The 18,922-nt window shown below is 71.6% G+C and carries 16 protein-coding genes, 2 tRNA genes and 2 riboswitches; of the genes, 10 read left to right on the top strand and 8 right to left on the bottom strand.

Annotated features, from left to right (window positions below):
- The first annotated feature begins 78 nt into the window (after positions 1-78).
- Positions 79-1,197: a polysaccharide pyruvyl transferase family protein gene (locus tag SACE_RS06365; protein ID WP_009947951.1), complete on the top strand. Its 1,119-nt coding sequence runs from the start codon at positions 79-81 to the stop codon at positions 1,195-1,197.
- A gap of 20 nt (positions 1,198-1,217) precedes the next feature.
- Here the strand turns inward: SACE_RS06365 and SACE_RS06360 are convergent, their stop codons facing one another.
- The 3 genes from SACE_RS06360 to thiD form a co-directional block, all read right to left on the bottom strand.
- Entirely contained in the window at positions 1,218-1,508 is a 291-nt protein-coding gene (locus SACE_RS06360) for a hypothetical protein (RefSeq protein ID WP_009947952.1), read from the bottom strand.
- A gap of 78 nt (positions 1,509-1,586) precedes the next feature.
- Positions 1,587-2,327: a thiaminase II gene (gene tenA, locus SACE_RS06355; RefSeq protein ID WP_009947953.1), complete on the bottom strand. Its 741-nt coding sequence runs from the start codon at positions 2,325-2,327 to the stop codon at positions 1,587-1,589.
- Between the two features lie 23 nt (positions 2,328-2,350).
- Complete coding sequence (thiD, locus tag SACE_RS06350; protein WP_009947954.1) at positions 2,351-3,148, bottom strand: bifunctional hydroxymethylpyrimidine kinase/phosphomethylpyrimidine kinase; 798 nt, start codon at positions 3,146-3,148, stop codon at positions 2,351-2,353.
- Positions 3,137-3,232, bottom strand: a riboswitch (TPP riboswitch). (Overlaps the previous gene by 12 nt.)
- 152 nt (positions 3,233-3,384) lie before the next feature.
- Here thiD and SACE_RS06345 point away from each other — a divergent pair.
- From SACE_RS06345 to SACE_RS06320, 6 genes are all read left to right on the top strand, one after another.
- On the top strand, positions 3,385-3,657 hold the full coding sequence (locus tag SACE_RS06345; protein WP_009947955.1) for a hypothetical protein: 273 nt from the start codon (positions 3,385-3,387) through the stop codon (positions 3,655-3,657).
- Positions 3,658-3,780: 123 nt separating this feature from the next.
- Positions 3,781-4,512 carry a hypothetical protein gene (locus SACE_RS06340; RefSeq protein ID WP_009947957.1) on the top strand — a complete coding sequence of 244 codons (732 nt, stop codon included), beginning with the start codon at positions 3,781-3,783 and terminating at the stop codon, positions 4,510-4,512.
- Between the two features lie 183 nt (positions 4,513-4,695).
- Entirely contained in the window at positions 4,696-4,896 is a 201-nt protein-coding gene (locus SACE_RS06335; protein WP_009947958.1) for a hypothetical protein, read from the top strand.
- Between the two features lie 253 nt (positions 4,897-5,149).
- The gene (locus SACE_RS06330) at positions 5,150-6,805 is read left to right on the top strand and encodes an AMP-binding protein (protein WP_011873318.1); all 1,656 of its coding nucleotides are present in this window, start codon (positions 5,150-5,152) and stop codon (positions 6,803-6,805) included.
- Positions 6,806-6,864: 59 nt separating this feature from the next.
- On the top strand, positions 6,865-7,530 hold the full coding sequence (gene orn, locus SACE_RS06325) for an oligoribonuclease (RefSeq protein WP_009947961.1): 666 nt from the start codon (positions 6,865-6,867) through the stop codon (positions 7,528-7,530).
- Positions 7,531-7,643: 113 nt separating this feature from the next.
- Positions 7,644-7,719 (top strand) — tRNA-His (locus tag SACE_RS06320).
- A 47-nt stretch (positions 7,720-7,766) separates the two neighbouring features.
- On the opposite strand, the gene SACE_RS06315 is transcribed toward SACE_RS06320, so the two are convergent.
- Entirely contained in the window at positions 7,767-8,966 is a 1,200-nt protein-coding gene (locus SACE_RS06315) for a L,D-transpeptidase (protein ID WP_011873317.1), read from the bottom strand.
- Positions 8,967-9,246: 280 nt separating this feature from the next.
- On the opposite strand from SACE_RS06315, the gene SACE_RS06310 reads away from it, so the two are divergent.
- Positions 9,247-9,319: transfer RNA gene (locus SACE_RS06310), tRNA-Lys, on the top strand.
- Positions 9,320-9,516: 197 nt separating this feature from the next.
- Here SACE_RS06310 and SACE_RS06305 read toward each other — a convergent pair.
- Complete coding sequence (locus tag SACE_RS06305) at positions 9,517-10,362, bottom strand: quinone oxidoreductase family protein (RefSeq protein ID WP_011873316.1); 846 nt, start codon at positions 10,360-10,362, stop codon at positions 9,517-9,519.
- Between the two features lie 671 nt (positions 10,363-11,033).
- Here SACE_RS06305 and SACE_RS06300 point away from each other — a divergent pair.
- Together SACE_RS06300 and SACE_RS06295 are read left to right on the top strand one after the other, a co-directional pair.
- Complete coding sequence (locus SACE_RS06300; protein WP_009947964.1) at positions 11,034-11,870, top strand: SAM-dependent methyltransferase; 837 nt, start codon at positions 11,034-11,036, stop codon at positions 11,868-11,870.
- Between the two features lie 117 nt (positions 11,871-11,987).
- Positions 11,988-12,938, top strand: a complete 951-nt coding sequence (locus tag SACE_RS06295; RefSeq protein WP_009947966.1) for an ABC transporter substrate-binding protein — start codon at positions 11,988-11,990, stop codon at positions 12,936-12,938.
- A 53-nt stretch (positions 12,939-12,991) separates the two neighbouring features.
- On the opposite strand, the gene SACE_RS06290 is transcribed toward SACE_RS06295, so the two are convergent.
- From SACE_RS06290 to SACE_RS06280, 3 genes are all read right to left on the bottom strand, one after another.
- A complete protein-coding gene (locus SACE_RS06290; protein WP_009947967.1) occupies positions 12,992-14,614 on the bottom strand; it encodes an ATP-binding cassette domain-containing protein in 1,623 nt (540 codons plus the stop codon).
- Positions 14,615-14,650: 36 nt separating this feature from the next.
- Complete coding sequence (locus SACE_RS06285; RefSeq protein ID WP_009947969.1) at positions 14,651-16,033, bottom strand: serine/threonine-protein kinase; 1,383 nt, start codon at positions 16,031-16,033, stop codon at positions 14,651-14,653.
- A gap of 100 nt (positions 16,034-16,133) precedes the next feature.
- On the bottom strand, positions 16,134-18,557 hold the full coding sequence (locus tag SACE_RS06280) for a glycoside hydrolase family 3 protein (protein WP_009947970.1): 2,424 nt from the start codon (positions 18,555-18,557) through the stop codon (positions 16,134-16,136).
- A 130-nt stretch (positions 18,558-18,687) separates the two neighbouring features.
- A riboswitch (cobalamin riboswitch) is annotated at positions 18,688-18,891 on the top strand.
- The last annotated feature ends 31 nt before the right edge of the window (positions 18,892-18,922 follow it).

The following is an 18,922-nucleotide window of genomic DNA, read 5'->3' as shown; positions in this document are numbered from 1 at the left end:
AACGCCGGCGGCATCCGCGGCGTCCGGTTGCTACGTTCGGTCGCGACCCCGGCGCCCCGACCGGCAGGAGCCCGACCCTTGACCACGCTCTACCTAGTCGCCACCACCGGGCACCCGAACTACGGCGACGAGCTCATCGCCGCGACCTGGCTGCGGCACCTGGCCCGGGTCGCGCCGGACGCCGAGGTCTGGGTCGACTGCCCCAACCCCGGGCCGAGCAACGTCCTGCTCGGGCACCTGCACCCGAAGGCCCGCTTCACCGACACCTTCTGGCGCCTGTGCTGGGAGGCCCCCGCGGACGAACCGTGGGAGGTCGCGTCGTTCGTCCAGCACGCGTTCGACAACCCCGGGCTCGCGCCGCGCTGGGTCGCGGGCATCGAGCTGGCCGCCCGCGCCGACCTCGTGCACGTCATCGGCGGTGGTTTCATCAACGGCGTCTGGCCCCGCCACATCGGGCTGGTCGCCGCGGCCGCCGCGGCCACCCGGCGCTCCGGCGCCCGGGCCGTCATGACCGGACAGGGCCTGTCGCCGGTCGCCGAGGAGGCCCAGCCGCTGCTGCGCAACCTCGCGTCCCGTTTCGAGCTGATCGACGTCCGCGACGAGCCCTCGTCCGCGCTGCTCACCGGCGGGACGTGCCAGGTGACCAGCACCGGCGACGACATGTTCTTCGGCGTCGAAACCGGTCTCTACCGCACCGACGACCACCCCGAGGTCATGGTCTGCCTGCAGTCGGACCTGCTCGACGTGACCGTGCCCGCGCTGGCCGGCTTCCTGCTCGACACCCTGCGCGAGTGGGACGTGCGGCCCGGGCAGGTCGGCTTCGTCGAGGGCATCCCGCGGGTCGACCGCGAGGTCTTCGCGCTGGTCGAGCACGACCTGCCGGGAGCGCGGTTCTACCCGTTCTCCGAGATCATGGATGCCGGGCTGCCCGCCTCGGCCGGGCAGCGCTGGCTGTCCAGCCGGTTCCACATGCACCTGGTCGCCGCCGCGGCCGGGGCCGCCGGGGCCGCGGTGTCGATCAACTCCGGCTACTACACCAACAAGCACCGGTCGCTGATCGAGCGCGGTTCCGGGTGGGCTCTGAGCGAGGGCCTGACCGTGCCGCCCAGTCCCGGGCCGGGCGGCTTCGCACCGGAAGTGCTGCGGGACCTGCGCGCGGGCAAGGAGAAGCTGGCGGCGGCGATCTACGGCGCCTGAGCCGAGGACCGGCGCCCCGCCTATGCGGTGCGGTCGGCCTCCGCCGGGGCGTCGAGGTCCCGCTCGAACCCGGCGTCCACGCCCCCGGCGTCGGAGCCATCCGCCGCGCTGTCACCGGGGGCCGCGTCCTCGACGGCCTCGGCATCTGCCTCGGCGTCGCCCTCGGACTCCGCCTCCCCCGCGGCCGCCAACGCCTGCTCGGCCTCCTCGCGCGCACGGCGCTGCGCCCGGTGGTCGAGGACGTAGAAGGGCGCGGCGGCCAGCACCGGCACCAGCATCCCGATGAGGATGATCAGAACGGAACCGCCCACAGCACCGAACCCTGCTCCCGGTGGGCGCACCCACGACCTGCGACTCGTCCTCGACATCGGTCCGAGCCGAGGCTGGCGTTACGCGCCCGCGGATGCTCCCACGGGCCGGTCGGCGAGCCAACGGGCGGTCGGCCACTCCTCCCGCTCCCACGCGCTGTTCCAGAACAGCCACTCGTACTCGGTGGCGCGGACGAACGCCGCCAGCATCCGCTCCCGCATCGGCTCGTCGGCCGCCGCCGCGAGCCGGTCGGTCAGCTCCCGCGCCGAGAGCACCGCCGCGGCGAACTCGTCGTCGGCGTAGGTGGAGATCCAGCGGTGGTAGGGGTGGTCCGCGGCGCCGCCGGTCGCCTCCAGGATCGTGCTGCCCACGTGCTGGTAGACCCAGAAGCACGGCAGCAGCGCGGCCACCACCACCGGGTACGGCTCGGTCAGCGCGTTGGCCCGCAGGAACGAGGTGTAGGCCAGGCACGACGGCGAGGTCTCGACACCGGAGACCTCCTGCTCGGTCAGGCCGAACTCCTCGACGTAACCGGCGTGCAGCCGCCGCTCCTCCACCAGGGCGCCCTGCGCGGCGCCGGCCAGGAACGCCGCGTCCTCGGCGTCGTCGGCCCGGCTCGATGCCGCCGCGAGCGCCTGGGCGAACCCGACCAGGTAGCGGGCGTCCTGAACGATGTAGAAGGCGAACCGGTCGCGGTCCAGCGAGCCGTCGGTGAGCGCGGCGTTGAACGGGTGCTCGACGATCGCCTGCTGGAGATCGGCGGTGCGGGCCCACGCCCGGGCACAGAAGCCGTCGGCGGGCGGGGCGGGGAGCTTGCTCATCGCGTCCTCTCGTCGGGGTTGGGTCACCACCACTGGTGGAAGTGGTGCACCGGCCCGTGGCCGTGACCGACGTCCAGCCGGTGGGACTCGCGCAGCGCGGTTGTCAGGTACTGCTTGGCCTCGCGGACCGCGCTCGGCCAGTCCGGCCGCTGCGGGCGCAGCGCCGCGATCGCCGCCGACAGGGTGCAGCCGGTGCCGTGGTCGTTGGTGGTCGCGACCCTCGGGCTGGTCAGGAACTCGGTGGCGCCGCCGCCGTGCAGGACGTCCACACTGGACTCGCCGTCGAGGTGGCCACCCTTGAGCAGGACCTGCTTGGCGCCCAGAGCCGCCAGCCGCTCGGCCACCGCGGGCATGTCGTCGGCGCTGGTGGTCTCGGGTTCGCCGAGCAGGTCGGCGGCCTCCGGCAGGTTCGGCGTGATCAGGTCCACGCGCGGCAGCAGCTCGTCGCGCAGCACCGCCACCGCCTCGGGCGCCAGCAGCCGGTCTCCGCTCTTGGCCACCATCACCGGGTCCAGCACGACGTGGCGCGGCGCGTACCGGTCGATCGCGGCGACCACCGCGCGGATGATCCCGGCGTTGGCGAGCATGCCGATCTTGACCGCGTCCACCCGCACGTCGTCGAGCAGCGTGTCGAGCTGGGCCGTGACGAACTCCGGCGCGACCTCCCGGACCGCGGTGACACCCGTGGTGGTCTGCGCGACCAGCGCGGTGATCACCGACATCCCGTAAGCGCCGTTGGCGGAGAACGCCTTGAGATCTGCCTGGATACCGGCGCCGCCGCTCGGATCGGTCCCGGCGACGGACAGCACGTTGGGAATCATTGACGTCCCTCCGCTAGTGCGAGCTAGGTCAGGTTCAACGGGTGTGTTCTCAGCCCGGAAGCCCGGGCACCCCGCGTCAGCAGGACCAACCTAACAACCCACCGCATCCCCGGGCCACTGGTCGGGCGCGGATTCGCATGCAACCGATCCCCGGGTTCGCCCGTCCTCAGGAAGCGAAGCCAAGATCGACAGCCGCGGAGGCCGCCGAACCGGCGCCGTGATCGGAGGGGTAGCAGATGATGTTGTCCGACCGCGCCCAGGTGTGGTGGATCGTCCCGCCCGGGCAGCGCATGCGCCATGCGATCACCGAGAGCCCGGGCGCCCGGCCCGCAGGCGACCGGGTGCCCGCGCTGTGCGCGGCGGAGGTGAAGATCCCCTACGAGACCTGGCCCGCCTCCCGCGAGCCGAGGAGCCGGGCCATCACCGACCGCTGCCCGGAGTGCGAGCAGCGGGTGGACGAGCGGCTGGAGCTCGACGCCGATCTCGTCGTCCGGGTCTGGGACAGCTAGGGGCCGACCGCTCGGGGTGCGGGGGATGCAGCTCGCACCGCGGGTTGCGGCTAGATCGCCGCGAGCGATCTCACAGTCACCATCCGGTGAGGACCACCTAACCCAGCCGATAAGGTGTGGGCAATGGACACCACGACCGACGCCACCCTGACGTCCCGCTCCCGCCGCGACCGCAGGCCGGATCCCGCGCGGGTCTGGGAACCGCTGGCGGGTCTGGCCGACGCCGCGCAGTCCGCCGCCGCGGGCTCCGGGGCCGTCGCCATCACCCGCGGCTTCGACCGGAACAGCAGGCAGCGCGCCAAGGCGCTGCGCGAACTGCTCGGTCAACGCGGCGTGGCGGCGGTCGAGGTGACGCCGGCCTCCGGCAGCGAACGGCTGCTGGCCGACACCGAGGTCGCCGCGGTGATCAACCTGGTCGGCGCGGGTTCCTGGCAGCCCTACCGGCTCGGCGCCAAGCTGCGCGCGACGGTGTTCACCCCCGGTGTCGCCGGTGACGAGCCCGCGAACACCGACGTGATCGGGATGGTCGGCGACAGCGGTCAGCGCGACGTCGCACTCTCCCACGTCGCGGTGCGCCCGGAGGACGCCTCCGCGGGCACGCTCGCGGTGGTCAGCGACGGCGAGCCGCTGTCGGTCCCGGGCGGCCGCATGACCGTGACCCTGCGCGACGAGCGGCTCGAAGTGCACCTGAGCGGCCCGCACTTCGCCGGGCAGAGCTTCACCACGACCGAGATCCGGGTGGAGACCTTCGACGGGCCGCACCGCCTGGTCCGCGACGAACTGCCGATCGCCGAGTTCGAGGGCGCGGTCACCTTCACCGCGGAGCCGCGGGGCCTGCGCGTGCAGGCCGTCTGAGCCGCCCGCCGATCGGCATCTGAACTCCGCACCGCCGGTGGACCTCCGGGTCCACCGGCGGTTCTGCTTCCGCGGCGCGAAACGCTCCGGCGGCAGCGTCACATCCGCGTACCTGACGCGTCCCACGAACGGCCTCGGCGCGAAGTCCGTTCGCGCCGGATCGCTGCAAGGAGGTCGGGATTCGTGGAGATCGCCGGGGAATGGCAAGTGAGCTGCCGCGACATGGCGGGCAGGCGGCGGGACGTGTCGGTGTTCGCCACCCAGGGCGACGTCGTCGTGGTCGCTCCGCCCGGCGAGACCGCGGTGCTCTCGCCGCTCGAGGTCGGACGGCTGCGCGCGGCTCTGCGCGACGCGGCCCTCACCGCAGCCGACTCCGGGCCTTAGGGCCCGGCGCTCGGTCGGGCCGCCGACGGCCGGGAGCCTTCCCGGGTCGCTGTGGCCGGCCAAGGGGCCCGTGCCCGGCGAGATCGACAGCGCACCGGCCCGCGGGGACGGCCGTGCGCCTGCGGCGACGCACCAAGACCACACAGCCGCCTGACCTCGACCGACCCGTCCTCGGGAGTCCGCCGCCCTTTCCCTCCAGCCACTGGAAAGGCATTATCTACTCCGAGTAGCTTCCGACCGGGAAGGTGGACGCGTGGCAACGTTGATGCGACGGCTGCGGCAGGCGGTGCGACCGGAACGGGCACGAGGCCTGCAGACCGCCTACATCCTGGCCCGCCAGGGCGTGGTGCGGCCGATGCGCCCGGACAAGCTCCTGCGCATCCTCCGGGCCTGGCTGCGCTGGGGCATCACTCCGCCGCTGGCCTACGCGGTCGGCGCGATCCGCCATCCCGACCGGCCCGCGGTGATCGACGAACGCGGCGCGATCAGCTACGCCGAGGTGTCCCTGCGCACCACCCGGCTGGCCAACGGCCTGCGCGAACGCGGGATCGGCGAGAGCAGCCGGGTCGGCATCCTGTGCCGCAACCACCACGGCGCCATCGAGACGATCGTGGCCTGCGGCAAGCTCGGCACCGACGTGGTGCTGCTCAACACCGGGCTGAGCAGCTCGCAGCTCGCGGCCGTGCTCGCCGAGCAGCGGGTCGACCTGCTGGTGCTGGACGCCGAGTACGACCGGCACCTGCCGGAGCTGCCCGCCGACCTCGACGTGGTGCTGGCCTGGACCGAGGGCAGCACCCGGCACTGGACGGTGGAGCACCTGATCGCCACCTCGCAGGCCAAGGCGCTGCCCAGGCGTCCGCGCCACGCACGGATGATCGTGCTGACCTCCGGCACCACCGGCACCCCCAAGGGCGCGCGCAGGCCCGACCCGCCGGGCATCGGCCCGGCCGCGACGGTCATGTCCCGCATCCCGCTGCGCAGCGGCGAGCGGATGCTGGTGTGCGCGCCGGTCTTCCACACCTGGGGCCTCGCCGCCTTCCAGCTCGGCGCCGTGCTGGGCGCGACGCTGGTCCTGCCGCGCCGGTTCGAGCCGGGCCACGCCCTGTCGGTGGCCAAGCGCTACCAGTGCACGTCGATGTTCGCGGTGCCGGTGATGCTGCAGCGCATCCTCGACCTCCCCGCCGAGGAGCGCATCCGCCCCGAATCGCTGCGCGTCGTCGCCTCCAGCGGTTCGGCCATGCCCGCCGACCTTGCCACCCGGTTCCAGCGGGCCTTCGGCCCGGTGCTCTACAACCTCTACGGCTCCACCGAGGTCTCGTGGGTGAGCATCGCCACACCGAGCGAGCTGCGGGCCGCGCCGAGCACCGCGGGCCGTCCGCCGCGGGGCACCACGGTCCGCATCCTCGACGAGAACGGCAAGCCCGCCCGAACCGGCGCGACCGGCCGGATCTTCGCGGGCAACGACATGCTCTTCGAGGGCTACACCTCCGGCGGCCGCAAGGAGGTGGTGGACGGGCTGATGTCCACCGGTGACCTCGGTCGCATCGACTCGTCCGGACGGCTGTTCGTGGTGGGCCGGGAGGACGACATGATCATCTCCGGTGGCGAGAACGTCTACCCGAAGGAGACCGAGGACGCCATCGCCGCACTGCCCGAGGTCCGCGAGGTGGCAGTAGTCGGAGTCGAGGACGCCGAGTTCGGCCAGCGCCTGGCGGCCTTCGTCGTCCTCCAGGACGACACCCGCCTCGACGGTGATGACCTGCGGGAACGCGTCCGGGGCTCGCTGTCGCGGTTCGCGATGCCGCGTGACGTGGTCTTCCTCGACGAGCTTCCGCGCAACGCCACCGGCAAGGTCGTGCCCCGGGAACTGCACGCTCCCGGAGCGTCCGGGCGCGTGACCGAAAGGTGACCACTCGGGGGCACGGGCGATCGCACGATCACCACCCGCGCCGCGTTAGGCTCACGCGGGTGAACGACCGTCTAGTGTGGATCGACTGCGAAATGACCGGTCTCGATCTCGGCAAGGACGCCCTGATCGAGATAGCCGCCCTGGTCACCGACGCCGACCTGAACATCCTCGGAGAAGGTGTGGACATCGTCATCCACGCCGACGACGAGGTGCTGGCCGGGATGCCCGACGTGGTGCGCGAGATGCACGAGCGTTCCGGGCTCACCGAGGAGGTGCGTCGTTCGACGGTGACCCTGGCCGAGGCGGAGCAGCGGATACTCGACTACATCCGCCGGCACGTGCCCGACGGGCGGTCGGCGCCACTGGCGGGCAACTCCATCGCCACCGACCGCGGCTTCATCGCCCGGGACATGCCCACCCTCGACGCCCACCTGCACTACCGGATGGTGGACGTGTCGTCGATCAAGGAGCTGTGCCGGCGCTGGTTCCCGCGGATCTACTACGCCCAGCCCGAGAAGGGCCTGGCGCACCGGGCGCTGGCCGACATCAAGGAGTCGATCCGCGAGCTCGCCTACTACCGGCGGACCGCGTTCGTGCCGCAGCCGGGCCCGACCAGCGAGCAGGCCCAGGCCGTCGCGAGCGAGCTGCTGGGCGGCGACAACGTCGTGGGCGGGACGGAAAAGGCCAGGCAGAAGCAGGCCGATCAGCGTGGAAACGGCAAGTGAGCCGACCGCGGACCCGGCTTCGGCGAGCCGGTGTCAAACCGCTCGACGGCACCCGCTAGGATAATGAACGTCGCTGCGGGGCGGGCCGGAAACGGCCGGAGCCGGCAGCCGCGGTGGGTGTAGCTCAGTCGGTAGAGCACTGGGTTGTGGTCCCAGGTGTCGCGGGTTCGAATCCCGTCACTCACCCCAGCGAGAAGGCCCCGTTCCTCGGAACGGGGCCTTCTCGTTTCTCGTGGTCACCGGTTGCCGCGGGACCACTCCTCCCACGGGATCTGCCAGTCGCCGAAGCCGTCCCAAGAGCGCAGGGACGGGCCGCCGGCGTTGGTGATCTCCACGACGTCGCCCTTCTTCAGCAGGTCGTAAACCCACTTGGCGTCGGACATGCTCATGTTGATGCAGCCGTGGCTGACGTTGCGGCGTCCCTGGTCGCCCACCGACCACGGCGCGGCGTGCAGGAACTCACCGCCGTTGGAGATGCGCACCGCCCAGCTCACCGGCGTCCGGTAGCCCCCGGCCTCGACCGGCAGGCCGTAGGTGGAGGAGTCCATGATCTTGGTTTCGTGGTGCTCGGTGACCACGTGCACGCCGTTGTTCGACGGGAACTCGGGCTTGCCCAGCGACACCGGGATGGTGCGCTGCACCGCGCCGTTGACCTCGATCGACATCTGGTGCGTGGCGCCGTCGGCGCGCAGGATCACCGCGTCGCCGATGGTGATGGTCGCGCTGCGGTCCTCCTGGCCCCACACGCCGCCGCCCAGGTCCTTGCCGTAGACGCCGACGTCGACCGAGACCTTCGTGCCCGGCTTCCAGTACTCCTTGGGCCGCCAGTGCACCTCGCGGCTGTTGAACCAGTAGAACGCGCCCTCCACCGCGGGCTCGGTCCTGATCCGGATCGCCTCCTCCGCGCGCGCCTTGTCCGGCGCGGGGGCGTCCTTGCTGAAGTAGAAGGCCAGCGGCTGCCCGACGCCCACGGTCTGCCCGTCCAGCGGGTTCATCGACACGTAGGTCTGGTCCTTCGGGTCGACCGTGCTGAACGTGGTCTGCTGGGTGACCGGCGGCCCGGCGGCGCCCTGGACGGTGGCCACGAGCGTGTAGGTCTTGGCGTAGCCGAGGACCTCGCTGGAGGCCCAGCTCAGCCCGTCCGGGGCAGGCGCGCCCGCGACCGGCTTGCCGTCCTGGTTGGTCAGCGTCGCGTCGACGATCTTGCCGTTGGCGACTTTCGCCGAGATCGGCGCGGTCGGCGACACGTCACGCGCTCCGTTCTGCGGCGTGAACTCCACCGAGGGCGCCGGTGGCGGCGCGGGAGCTTCCGCGAGGTCGGAGCCGGCCCCGCTACAGCTCGCGACGAGCACGGCGACCAGGCCGAGCACCGGGAGCGAGAGCAGGCGGGACGGCAGCCCCGACTGCCTCCCGACCGGGTTACCTAACAGCTTCATGGGCGACAGTCCGTTCAATCAAGTGCACCACTTCCCGCTGAAGACAGTGTGCAGCAAGATCCCGACGGAGTGTGTTGGGACCGTCCGTGCACACGGAGCAAGCTCCAGCGGCAGCCTCCTCCGGAGAGGGAGACGCGATCACCCCCTCCGAGGTTGCTCCGCTGACCAGCCAAGACGTGAAGCGACCCCCCTCGAAATGGCCCGATCGGGGGTTGTGCTAATCTTTTCAACGTCGCCAGGGAGACCGGAAAGCGAACCGGAGGAACTGGGGACAAGGCCAGCGCCAATAGCTCAACTGGCAGAGCAGCTGACTCTTAATCAGCGGGTTCGGGGTTCGAGTCCCTGTTGGCGCACGCGAGTTCAGGGCCCTGATCGGTTTCCGATCAGGGCCCTGAATTGTTTCTCGCCCCATTTCGCCGAGCCATCCGGTTCCGGGCGCCATCCCCCTGCACCACGTCCCATGTAGACGGCTCGCGTCTGGAGAACCGCCGGTAATCGCACGCGGATCGATGCCGCCTCCGGCCCCGCGGACGAGACCGGAGGGCTCGGTTCACGGCACGAGGACGATCCGGACCCCAGTGGTGGCGTCGGCCTTCCACGCCGACCCGACCGCGTGCAGGGGTATGGAGACGGCGTGGACGTCGAGGTCGGCGGAAGGCATGCGGTTGATCAGGGAGGTCAGCTCGGCGGTCCGCTCGGCCTCCGGCAGCGACTCGGGGTCGACCTGGGAGATCTCCACCCTCGACTTTCGCGCCCCTGCGTCGGCCGCGACCGGGCCGCCGGACCCGACGTGGACCCAGCGCAGCCGCCGCCCGCCGGCCAGGGCGTGCAGCGCGATCTCGGCCGGCCGGCCCGACAGGTAGTCCAGCACGACGTCGACGCCGGCGGCGTTGGCCGCCATCTCCTTGCCGACGGTCTCGTCGTCGCCGTCGAGCGGGACGACGTCGTCGGCACCCACCTCCAGTAATCGGTCGAGCATGGCCCGGTTCCGGCCCGCCGCCACGACCCGGCCGGCGCCGAGCATCCTGGCGATCTGCACCGCCATCCGCCCCGCGTTGCCGGTGGCCCCCAGCACCAGCACCGACTCCCCCGCCTCGAGTCCGGCCTTGCCGCGCATCGCAACCCACGCCGACATCGACGGGTTCACCGTCGCGGCGACCGTGACGTCGTCGACGTCGTCGGGGATCGGGATGCAGTCGCGTTCGGCGACCACCGCCCGCTCGGCCATGCTGCCGTAGGGGTGTCGCAGTCCGGCGAAGAACACGCGGCTGCCGCACGGCAGCCGGCCCACGCCGTCGAAGCCGGGGATGAACGGTGGTCGCGGCCGGCCGGTGGCCGGTGCTCCCGCGCCCGCGCGGACCGCCGGGTGCAGGCCCGCGGCGACGACTTTGAGCACCACCTGCCCTTCGGCGGCTACCGGATCGGCGAGCTCTTCGTAAGAGGGCGAATGGTCGAATGAACGGACGACTGCTGCATGCATCGGTGTTCCCCCCACAGTGGCAACGGGTCGACAGCGCGCAATCTACGCCCGATCACCCACCGGTACCCGGACCCGCGACCCCGGGCCACCGCTCCGGTCCACTGTGGTCAGATTGTCGACGCAGGCAGAACCGCGGACCACCGCTGGTTCTACCAAAACACCGGCGTCGGCGCGTCCGGGCGGATCCGCCCGCCGCCACCCCTTCTCGATCCCGCAGCGCGCGGCGTCACACCCTGGCCGCCGCGTGTGATCCGCGCTACCCCGGGAGCTGCGTCCGACGGAGCAACGACCGCCATCCGCGGAGCCCATCGCCTACCCACCGCGGCAGGTATGCAAGGGCGTGCCCGGCGGGCACCATGGTGCTGACGAAACAGCAGGCCGAAACGTTCCTTCCGCCCGATGCACACGGTTTCCCCGTCCCTGCCCGACAGACACCGCAACGCCCCGCGGCACCGCACGCCCCCGGAACCGAACACCGATCCCGGGCCCATGCGACCGCGATCCGCCCCGAACTGACGCCGATCCAGGTGGTTTGATCCACTATCGTTGCCAGCGAAACTTGCCCGCCTCGGAATAGTGAGCCCCGCATGTCGCGCGACGAGCAAGCTGCCCCGCCCGGCGTCCCGCCGGGGGTCGACACCTCGAGACCGAGCATCGCCCGGGTCTACGACGCCGGACTCGGCGGCAAGGACAACTTCGAGGCCGACCGCGAGGTGCTGCGCGCGATCCTGGAGGTCACGCCGGACGGCATGGTCATCGCGCGCGACAACCGCGACTGGCTCATCCGCGTCACCCGCTTCCTGGCCGAGCAGGCCGGTGTCCGGCAGTTCCTCGACCTCGGCTCCGGCCTGCCCACCACCGAGAACACCCATGAGGTGGCCCAGCGCATCGACCCCGAGAGCACGGTGGTCTACGTCGACGACGACCCGGTGGTGGAGGCCCACGGCAAGGTGCTGCTGGAGGAGAACGAGCAGACCCACTTCGTCGGCGGCGACCTCACCCGCCCCGAGGAGCTGCTGGCCGACCCCGCGCTGCACCGCACGCTCGACTTCTCCGAGCCGGTCGCGCTCTACCTGATCGGCGTCCTGCACCACTTCCCCGAGCTCGACCGGCTCCGCGAGATCGTGCGCACCTACGTCGACGCGCTCGCCCCCGGCTCGTTCCTGGCGATCAGCCACTTCCACAACCCCGGCGGGGAGTACGAGGACATCGCCAAGCGGGTCGAACGGGCCATGCTCGACAGCGAGATGGGCAGCGGCTACTTCCGCACCCGCGAGGAGATCGCATCGCTGTTCCTCGACCTCGAGCTGCTCGAACCGGGTCTGTGCCGCGCACCGGACTGGTGGCCGGACGGCCCCCGCGTCAAGCCCCTGGCCGTCTCGCAGCGGATGTTCCTGGCCGGTCTCGCGCGCAAACCCCGCTGACCTGCCGGTACATCCGCGGCCGGCCTCCGCGGTGATATAGGCGACATTCCGGACCCATGGCGAAGCATTAGGTTAGGCTCCCCAAACCAGTCATTCCAGACGTACTCAGGGAGCACCATGTCCCGAAGCCGGAGACTCATCGCCGCCGTCGTCGCGGCCGTCGGCCTGGCCACGACCGCCGCGTGCGGCACGTCCGGCCCCGACCAGCCCGCGGCGGCGCAGCAGGGCGAGCGGGTCATCAACCACGCCAAGGGGCAGACCAGGATCAGCGGCACGCCGCAGCGGGTCGTCGTCCTCGACACCGGTGAGCTCGACGCCGTGCTCGCGCTCGGGGTCAAGCCGGTCGGCACGGTCCAGCCGGACGTCGACATCCCGCTGCAGCCCTACCTCGCCGACAAGGCCGGCTCCCCCGAGATCGTCGGGACCATCGGCAACGCCAACCTCGAGAAGATCGCCGCGCTCAAGCCGGACCTGATCCTTTCGAGCAAGGTCCGCGACGACGACAAGTACGACGCGCTGAGCAAGATCGCCCCCACGGTGTTCGCCGAGACGGCGGGCAGCACGTGGAAGGAGAACTTCCTGCTCGACGCCGACGCGCTGGGCAAGAAGCCGGAGGCCGAGCGCGTCCTCGCCGACTACCACCGGCGGGCCGCCGACATCGGCAGGACGGTCGGCGACCCGGGGGCCATCCGGGTCGGCACGATGCGCTTCATCACCGGGGGCAACGAGATCCGGCTCTACAACCGGTCGTCGTTCATCGGCACCGTGCTGGCCGACGCCGGGTTCAACCGCCCCGACAACCAGCTCGCGCAGAACACCACCTTCACCAAAATCAGCCGGGAGGAGGTCTCGCAGGCCGAGGCCGACCTGCTGTTCTACAGCGCCTACGGCGACTCCGCCCAGCAGCGCCTGAACGAGCTGGTGGCCTCCGAGCAGTGGCGCAACCTCGCCGTGGTCCGCAACGGCAAGGCCATCGCGGTGCCCGACGACCGCTGGTTCCTCGCGCTCGGACCGATCGGCGCCAACCTCGTGCTCGACGACCTGCAGAACTACGTCGCCAAGCGCTGAGGCGCACCCGCCCGGTGCGCCGGACCGCCTGGCGCACCGGGTTCGGGTAGCCGTCAGCGGGTCCGCTGGACCCGGCGCTCGTCCCACACCGGCTCGTCCACTTCGGACACCGATCCGTCCGCGCGGAACACCAGGTAGCGGTCGAAGGAGCGGGCGAACCACCGATCGTGGGTGACCGCCACGACGGTGCCGGTGAACTCCGCCAGCGCCTCCTGCAACGCCTCCGCCGAGGTCAGGTCCAGGTTGTCGGTCGGCTCGTCGAGCAGCAGCAGCGTCGCTCCGGACAGCTCCAGCAGCAGCACCTGGAAACGCGCCTGCTGACCGCCGGAAAGCGTCTCGAACGGCTGGTCCGCCGAGGCCGCGAGGCCGTAGCGGCTCAGCGCGGGCATCGCCTCGTCGCGGCCCCGGCCCTGCCGGCCGCCGTCACCGCGGCCGAGGATCTCGGCGGGCGTGCGACCCAGCCACTCCGGGTGGTGGTGGGTCTGGGCGAACAGCCCCGGCACGATCCGCGCGCCGAGCCGGCACGTCCCGGTGTGGGCGACCGCCTCCTGATCGGCCAGCAGCCGCAGGAAGTGGCTCTTGCCGGAACCGTTGGAGCCCAGCACGCAGAGCCGGTCGCCGAAGAAGACCTCCAGGTCGAACGGACGCATCAGCCCGGTCAGCTCCAGCGACTCGCAGGTGATCGCCCGCAGCCCGGTCCGCCCGCCGCGCAGCCTGGGCCGCACGCGCTGCTCCTTCGGCGGCAGCGGCGGCGCGCCGCCGTCCTCGAACTTGCGCAGCCGGGTCTGGGCGGCCCGGTAGCGCGAGGCCATCTCGTCGCTGATCGTGGCCGCGCGCTGCAACGACCGTATCAGCTCCTTGAGCTGCTCGTGCTTGTCGTTCCACCGCCTGCGCAGCTCCGCCATCCGCTCGCGGCGCGCGGCGCGGGCCTGGTGCCACGTGCCGAACCCGCCGCCGTGCACCCACGCCGTCCGGCCTTCCAGCGTGACGACGTGGGTGGCCGCGGTGGCCAGCAGCTCGCGGTCGTGGCTGACCACCAGCACCACCTTGCCCGACTCCGCCAGGCGTTGTTCGAGCCAGCGCTTGCCCGGCACGTCGAGGTAGTTGTCCGGCTCGTCGAGGATCAGCACCTGTTCAGCGCCGCGCAGCAGGGTTTCCAGCACCAGCCGCTTCTGCTCGCCTCCGGACAGCGTCGTGACGCCGCGGTGCTTGGCGCGGTCGTAGGGCACGCCCATCGCCAGCGTCGTCACGGTGTCCCACAGCACCTCGGACTCGTAGCCGCCTGCCTCGCCCCACCCCGCGAGCGCGTCGGCGTAGCGCAGCTGCGTCGGCTCGTCGTCGGTGTCCATCAGTTCCAGCTCGACGGCGTCCAGCTCCGACGCGGCGGCGCGCAGCGCCGGGGAGGCCACGGTCAGCAGCAGGTCGCGGACGGTGCGGTCGTCCCGGATCGAGCCGATGAACTGCGGCATCACGCCCAGACCGCCCTGGACGTTGACCGCGCCGGTGAGCGACTTCAGCTCACCGGCCAGGATCCGCATCAGCGTCGTCTTGCCCGCGCCGTTGTCCCCGACGACCGCGACGACGTCACCGGCGCCGACGCGGAAGGAGACACCGTCGAACAGCTCACGTCCGTCACCGAGCCGATAGGACAGCGCGGACGCCTCGAGGAACCCCATTCGTCCAATTGTGTTGGACCCGGCAACCGGATTTCGCTATCCGCAGCTGACCACGTGCTCCGGCGGGCTGGTGTGGTCGAGCCTGCGCACGAAGGCATCCCCGCCGAGGTCCGCTCGGCGCGCGCACGCGGTTTCCTCGCCGTCGAACGGTCCGTAGTAGACCGAGTAGATCTCCGCGCCGTCCACGTGGGTGCGCAGCGACTCGCAGCCGGTCGAGGGCGAATGCTGGTAGCTCGCGCCGGGGAACTGGTCCAGGTACCGCTGCACCTGCTCGGCGTAGATGGCAGGGTTGACCGACGAGCCGACCATCACCAGGTAGCCGCCGTCGCACGGCGGCCGGCTGATCGGCACGCTCAGCCCGAGGTCCCCGGGCGCCCGCGGTGGCCGGGACTCCGGCTTCGGTTGCGGGGGCGGCGGGGTCGCGGTGTCACCACCCTGCGCGTTCCCGCCGGGTGGCAGCGACGTGAACAGCGCGGCGCCGCCCGCCACGAGAGCGACCGCCGCGACACCCGCGGCCACCGGCCACCAGCGGCGACGACCCGGACTGCTCGGCGCCTTGCGCGTCGGCGCGGGCACCGCGCCCGCCAGCGCCTGCCTGGCCGCCCGAGCGAACTCGCCCGCGGTGGCGAAGCGCCTGCGCGGGTCCTTCGCCATCCCCGTCTCCACGACCCGGTCGAACGCCGCCAGCGCCGGGTTGTGCGAGCTCGGCCGCGGCGGCACCCGGTTGAGGTGGGCGTTGATCAGCGACTCCGCGGTGTGCCCGGCGTACGGCTTGGCCCCCGTGAGGCACTGGTAGAACACGCACGCCAGCGAGTAGACGTCGGCGCGGTGGTCGACCGGCCCGTCGCCGAAGCGCTCCGGCGCCATGTAGTCCAGGGTGCCGACCGCGATGCCGGTCGTGGTCAGGCTGGTCCGGTTGCCCGCCCAGTGCGCGATGCCGAAGTCGACGAGGTAGGCGAAGCCACCGCGGCCGATGATGATGTTGGACGGTTTGACGTCGCGGTGCACCAGCCCTTCCTCGTGCGCGGCGTCGAGCGCCTGCGCGATCTGGTGCACCACCTCGGCCGCGTCGGCGGGCGGCATCGGACCGTGCGCGGCGAGCAGCCTGCTGACGTCCTGGCCCTCGATGAGCCGCATGTCGAGGTAGAGGCGGCCGTCGATCTCGCCGAAGGAGTGGATCGGGATGACGTGCGGCTCGCGCAGCCGCGCGGCCGCGAGCGCCTCGCGCTTGAAGCGCTCCCGGTACTCCGGGTCCGCCGCGACCCCGGAGCCGAGGACCTTCAGCGCCACGATGCGGTCGTGGCGGGTGTCGTAGGCCCGCAGGACCTCGCCCATCCCGCCGCGGGCGATCAGCCCTTCCACCCGGTACGGACCGAACTGCGAGACCACGGTGTGCGACTCCCCCTCCTGAACCGACAACGCGCGCTCAACCGCAGGTCATCATATTGGGTGAAGCCGACACTCTTCGCCCAGTTCTGCAAGCCGCGGTGGCCGTTTGCGTCCGGGATCTCCCAGCTCCCTAGTTGTTCACGACGATCGTGAGCCTGATGTCTCCGGACGAACGGCCGGTCAGCAGCCGGTGTTCGCCGCTGCCGTCCGGTATCCGGACGGCTACGTCCACTTCGGCCTCCTGGCCGGCTTCGACGTCCACCACCCGGAATCCGGCCAGCCAGGGTGGACGGCCGTGCGAGGCGGCGTACACCTGCACCACCTCGCGTCCGGCGCGCTCACCGCAGTTGCGGACCGTCACCCGCACCGCGCCCGGCACGGCGGCGGCGTCGACGTACTCCCAGCTCGTGTAGCCGAGCCCGTGTCCGAAGTGGAAGGCCGGGCGGCTGTCGCGCGCCAGGTACGCGCGGTAACCGATCAGCGTTCCCTCGCTGTAGTGCAGCTTGCCGTCCATCGGCTGCACGCGCGGCAGCGGAACCGGCACGTCGGCCGTCGTGGTGGGCAGGGTGGTCGGCAGCCTGCCGCCCGGCTCGGCGACACCGAGGAGCACATCGGCGAGCGCGTCGCCGTACTCCTGGCTGCCGAACCAGGTCCACAGCACCGCGGGCACGTCGCGGACCCACGGCATCAGCACCGGAGAGCCCGCGTTGACCACGACGACCGTGCGGGGGTTGGCCGCCGCGACCGCCTCGACGAGTGCGTCCTGCGCACCGGGCAGGTCGAGGCTGTGCCGGTCGCGCCCTTCGGTCTCGATCTCGGCGTCGGTTCCGACCACGACGATCGCGATGTCCGCCTCGCGGGCGGCCCGCACCGCAGCGTCGAACTCCGCCGCGGCGTCCGGCACGAGCCCGCCGTGCCCGAGCCCGAGCGCGATGACGGTGTCGCCGTCCGGTGCGAAATCCACCGCCACCGCAACGGTTCCGTCCTCGCTCAGGTCGGAGTCGACCAGGACGACGTCGACGCGCTGCTCCGGTGGTTCGATCATGTCCGCGAGCGGGTCGTCGGTGTCGACCTGGCGTGCCACTTCTCCGTCGAAGACGACGCGCCCGGCGATCTCGACCTCGAACTTCCCGCTGCCGTGCACGCCGAAGACGTGCTCGCCGGGTTCGGCGCGGAGATCTCCGCGCAACCGCAGGACCGCCGTGCCGCGCGGTATATCGGATTTCCCCAACCACAGCAGGGTTTCCGTGCCGCGCAGCTCGGAGCCCAGCACCGCACCGTCGTCTCCGACGAAGTCCAGCCGCAGGCCGTCACCCTCACCCTCGGGGTCGTGCACGCGCTCGCGTGGGATCGGATCGAGGAGCCTGCGATGCCGGACTCCTCTGCGGAAAACCACCTCCGCATCGGACAAGGCCGCGCGGATGCCGTCGAGCGGGGTGACCACGTGCGGTGGGCTGACGTGCGAGGAGCCACCACCCTGGACCGCGGGCAGCACGGCGTTCTCCCCGATCACGGCGACCTTCCCGACCGACGCGGACAGCGGCAGCACGGGTTGGTCGTCGACGTTCGCGTTGCGCAGCAACACGAATCCCCGCGCCGCCAGCGTACGGATGACCGGACGCGCCTCGTCGGGAGGACCGGACAGGTCCACTTCGGACTCACCATCCAGCGCACCGGTACGGGCCGCCAACCGCAGCAGTCGCAACACCTTGTCGTCCAGCAGCTCCTCCGCGACGCGCCCCTCCTGCACCGCACGCGCGAGCGCACCGCCGCTCCACGGCCCACCCGGTCCCGGCATGACGAGGTCGAGCCCGCCGAGCGCGCACCGTTCGCAGTCGCGGGCGGCGAGCCAGTCCGAGACGTTGACGCCGTCCCACCCCCACTCGCCCTTGAGAATCCCGTTCACCAGCTCGGAGTTCTCGGTCATCGAGTGCCCGTTGACCGAGTTGTAGGCGGTCATGACGGCCCACGGCCGCGCCTGCTCGACGATGCGCCGGAACGGCTCCAGGTACACCTGCCGCAGCACCCGCGGCTCGACGACCGCGTCGTAGGTCATCCGCCCGGTCTCGCTGTCGTTGGCCACGAAGTGCTTGGGCGTCGCGGCGACCCCGCGCGACTGGATGCCCTTGACCACCTGCGCACCGATCTCGCCCACCAGCAGCGGGTCCTCGGAGAAGTTCTCGAAATGCCTGCCACCGAAGGGACTCCGGTGCAGGTTCACCGTCGGCGCGAGCACCACGTGCACGCCCCGGCGACGCGCCTCGTCGCCGAACAGCTCCCCGACCAGCCGGGCCGCGTCGACGTCCCATGTGGCCGCCACCGCCGACGCCACCGGCAGCAGCAGCGAGGTGTCCCGTTCGTCCCACTTCGTCCCGCGCACGCCGTTCGGGCCGTCGGAGAGGACCATCCGGTGCAGCCCGATCTCGGGCATCGCGTGCAGGGTCCAGAACCCCGACCCGGTGAGCAGCCGCGCCTTCTGCTCGACGGTGAGCCCGGCGAGCAGGGATCGCAGTCTCGACTCGTCGGGCTCCGGTCGATCAACGGCACCACTCATGGCGAGGTCCTTTCCGCTGGGACGCCGGCTGCGTGCGACCCAGGAGTGACCGCGACGCGACCCGCTGTCCATTCCACATCAAAGACACGCCGATATCTAGCCCGCCGCAAAGTGGACGAACCCAAGATGTAGTGTGTCCCGCGCTGATGGATCACCACGGAAGGTGAGGCAACAGGGAACCCGGTGCGAATCCGGGACTGCCCCGCAGCGGTGAACGGGAACGACCGTCGTGACCGGCTCCGGCCGGTACGGCACTGGGCGCGCACGCGCCCGGGAAGCCACGACCAGTAGGCCGCCCGTGAGTCCGAAGACCTGCCATCGGTGCGCGCACGAGGTGTGCGCGCTGTCCGGGACCTCGAGGGCGG

The sequence above is a fragment of the Saccharopolyspora erythraea NRRL 2338 genome, from assembly GCF_000062885.1.
In the GTDB taxonomy this organism is placed as follows: Bacteria; Actinomycetota; Actinomycetes; order Mycobacteriales; family Pseudonocardiaceae; genus Saccharopolyspora_D; species Saccharopolyspora_D erythraea.
The sequence above is the reverse complement of the archived record's forward strand: the minus strand, read 5'-3'. Positions and strand labels throughout refer to the sequence as shown.